At 62.7% G+C, this 3,307-nt stretch carries 3 protein-coding genes and 1 pseudogene; 1 reads left to right on the top strand and 3 read right to left on the bottom strand.

Going from position 1 to position 3,307, the window contains the following annotated elements; genetic code table 11:
• The 3 genes from KYX69_RS23030 to istA form a co-directional block, all read right to left on the bottom strand.
• Positions 1–297: hypothetical protein (locus KYX69_RS23030; protein WP_300501674.1), on the bottom strand; the 297-nt coding region annotated here is incomplete at its 3' end.
• A gap of 173 nt (positions 298–470) precedes the next feature.
• Entirely contained in the window at positions 471–1,199 is a 729-nt protein-coding gene (gene istB, locus KYX69_RS23025; protein ID WP_300501673.1) for an IS21-like element helper ATPase IstB, read from the bottom strand.
• A complete protein-coding gene (gene istA, locus KYX69_RS23020; protein ID WP_300501672.1) occupies positions 1,186–2,700 on the bottom strand; it encodes an IS21 family transposase in 1,515 nt (504 codons plus the stop codon). Before istA ends, istB begins: the two co-directional genes overlap by 14 nt.
• A 136-nt stretch (positions 2,701–2,836) precedes the next feature.
• On the opposite strand from istA, the pseudogene KYX69_RS23015 reads away from it, so the two are divergent.
• A pseudogene (locus KYX69_RS23015) lies at positions 2,837–3,307 on the top strand (amino acid ABC transporter substrate-binding protein); the annotation flags it as partial.

Below are 3,307 nucleotides of genomic sequence, written 5' to 3'. Positions count from 1 at the left end.
AAGCAGCCTCTCCAGATCGTCGCGCAATCCGCAAGGCTCCGGGATCTCGTGAAGCCTCTGTCTGGCCGATAATTCGATTTGGGAAACGGAGAGGGGCACGAGAAAAAGCCTACAAGAATAGTCGATCTTGAAGCCGGCGGTCAGAAATGTGGCGGCGAGATCAGCTGGCTGGGGGCAGGGATTGTGCACAAGACCGGCCCGGCGGTCTATTACCTTTATCCATTCGTCATATAGCTGTGCTGCCAGCTGCGATGGAATGGCCGCATCGTACCAGCAATCCAGCACCACGACTGTCAATCGGCGTGCAAACGGGACCCCCTATCGGCGCGCAAAAGGGACCCCCTTTTCAAGATGGCGCAAGGTTGATCGGACACGCGCTCTTGCGCTGCGCGCGGCGTAGGGAGGGCGGAGCCCGACCGGAGGCGCGCGCAGCGCAAAGGCATCTTTTAATCGGAGGTCGGCGGGGGTGGTCAGCTGCGGTTTTTGAAGCGCCAGCTGTCATTGCCGGTCTCGACGATGTCGCAATGATGGGTCACGCGATCGAGGAGCGCGGTGGTCATTTTGGGATCCCCGAACACCGTGGGCCATTCGCCGAACGCGAGGTTGGTGGTGATGATGACGCTGGTCTGCTCGTAGAGCTTACTGATCAGATGGAACAGCAACTGGCCGCCTGAGCGGGCGAACGGTAGATAGCCCAGCTCATCCAGCACCACGAGATCGAGGCGGGCGAGCTGGGCGGCGAGTGCACCGCTCTTGCCGATCCTGGCCTCTTCCTCGAGGCGGGTCACCAGATCGACGGTGTTGAAGTAGCGGCCTCGCGCACCCGAGCGAACGACATTGGCGGCGATAGCGATGGCCAGGTGGGTCTTGCCGGTGCCCGTGCCGCCCACCAGGACGATATTGCGCCGTGCGGGCAGGAACGCGCCGCTGTGCAATGAACGCACCAGCCCCTCGTTGATCGGTGTGCCCTCGAACCGGAACGCATCGATATCCTTCACGACCGGCAGCTTTGCGGCCGCCATCCGGTATCGGATCGACGCGGCATGGCGATGCGTCGCTTCCGCCCGCAGAAGGTCGGTCAGTATCTCCATCGTGGTGCGCTGGCGCTGAAGGCCGGTGGTGACCGCATCGTCGAACGCGCCCGCCATGCCCTTGAGCCCAAGCCCGCGCATCGCCTCGATCATGTCATGCCGCAGCATCGAAGGTCCTCAGCTGGTCGTAACGGGCGCAGTCGGCGATCGGCGGATGGCGTAGCGCGCTATCCTCGGAGGTGATGATCGTAAGTGGGCGCGGCGGCTCGCGGCGGCGCGCCAGGATATTGAGGATCAGATCGTCGCTCGCCGTGCCGGTCGCCAGCGCTTCGCGCACGGCCGCTTCGACCGGATCCAGGCCATCGGTCAGCACGGCCGACAGCACACGGACGAACCGGCGGTCGGCATCGTCGCCGTTCCCCAGCTTGCGGCGCAGGCGAGCCAGTGCCGGCGGCAGATCCCAGTCCTGGAAGGGCGCACCGTTCCGTAGCGCGCCGGGCTTGCGGGCCAGCACCGGCAGATAATGCCAGGGGTCGTAAATCGTGCGGTTACGCCCGAAGTAGCGAGGATGCTCGGCGACAACCTCCTCGCCGCAGCGCACGATGATGCGGTCGGCATAGGCACGGACCTGCACCGTGCGCCGCGCCATCGTCGAGAGAACCGAGTAGCGGTTGCGGTCGAAGCTGATCAGGCAGGTGCCCGTCACGGCATGCTCGCTCTCGTTGAAGCCGTCGAACGGCCCCAGCATCGGTTGCAGTGCCGATCGTTCGATCTCCAGCGCCTGCGCCACGGTTAGCTCGCCCTGCTCAGGATGCGCCTGCCGTTCCGCCCAGCGCCGACACTCGGCCTCCAGCCAGCCATTGAGCTCCTCGAGGCTGGCGAACCGCAACCGGGGCTGGAAGAAGCGGCCCCGGATCGTCTGCACCTGGTTCTCGACCTGCCCCTTCTCCCATCCCGCCGCAGGCGAGCAGGCGGTCGGCTCGATCATATAATGGGCGGTCATGATCAGGAACCGCCGGTTGAAGACCCGTTCCTTGCCGGTGAACACGCTGGTCACCGCCGTCTTCATATTATCGTAGATGCCGCGCCCCGGCACGCCGCCGAAGAAGGCAAAGCCGCGCGCATGCGCGTCGAACAGCATCTCCTGGCTCTCGCGTGGATAGGCTCGGACATAGACCGCTCGCGATGCGCACAGTCGCATATGCGCGACCTTCACTCGCATCGGTGTGCCGGCGATCTCTACATCCTCATGGCTCCAGTCGAACTGGTAGGCCTCGCCCGGCTTGAACGTCAGCGGGATGAAGGCGGTGACACCATCGCCGGCATCCTTGCGCCGAAGGGCCTTCCAGCGCGCCGTGTAGCGGCGCACGGCATCGTAGGAGCCCTCAAAACCTTCGCGCACCAGCAGGTCATGGATCCGCGTCATCCGCAGCCGCTCGCGCCTGCCGCGCACCTCATTCTCTTCCAGCAGCGTATCGAGCCGATCCTGAAACGGACCGATCCGCGGCAGTGGCTGAACCTTGCGCTGATAGTCGAATGTGCCTTCCGGCGCTCGGATCGCCTTGCGGATCACCTTCCGCGACACATGCAAATCCCGCGCGATCGCCTTGATCGCCTTACCACCGGCATACTCGCGCCGAATCCGAACCACTGTCTCCAAAACCAACATCCCGATCTCGCCGCCTGATTATCCAGCCGGCTGCTTAAACCATCGAAATGAGGGGTCCCTTTTAGACGCCGATCACCCCGCTAACGGGGTCCTTTTTGCACGCCGGTCCACACTCGAGGCGGCAAACGGCTTCAAGATGAAGCGGGTCTATTTCGACTCGACGATCACTGCGCGCGATACTTATTTTTCTGGCCGCTGTGACGCCTATGTAACTGACGGCCTCGCAGCACAGGGCAATATTACTACGGTGGCGAAAAATCCTGCTGAACACACAACCATGTACACTGGCGATGCGATCGAGCCGAACGGGATCGCCATCCGGCGTGGTGACGACAAGCTGTTCGATGTATCGCGGTGGACATTCAACGTCCTTATCTGGGCCGAGAAAAATGGCATCACCCAGGACAATGTCGATGACAGGGCCAAAAATGGCGATGAAGTGACCCGGCGTGTGCTGGGGGGGGATCCCAGTTTTGGCCGATCGATGGGGCTTGACCCGAAATGGGCCTATAATGTCATCAAGCAGGTCGGCAATTATGGAGAAATCTGGGATCGTAACCTCGGAGAAGACACGCCAATCAAAGCCGATCGTCGTTACAACAAACTC

Source organism: Sphingomonas sp. (assembly GCF_030145815.1).
GTDB lineage: Bacteria > Pseudomonadota > Alphaproteobacteria > Sphingomonadales > Sphingomonadaceae > Sphingomonas.
Note: the sequence above shows the minus strand (reverse complement) of the source record. Positions and strands in the feature narration are given on the sequence as shown.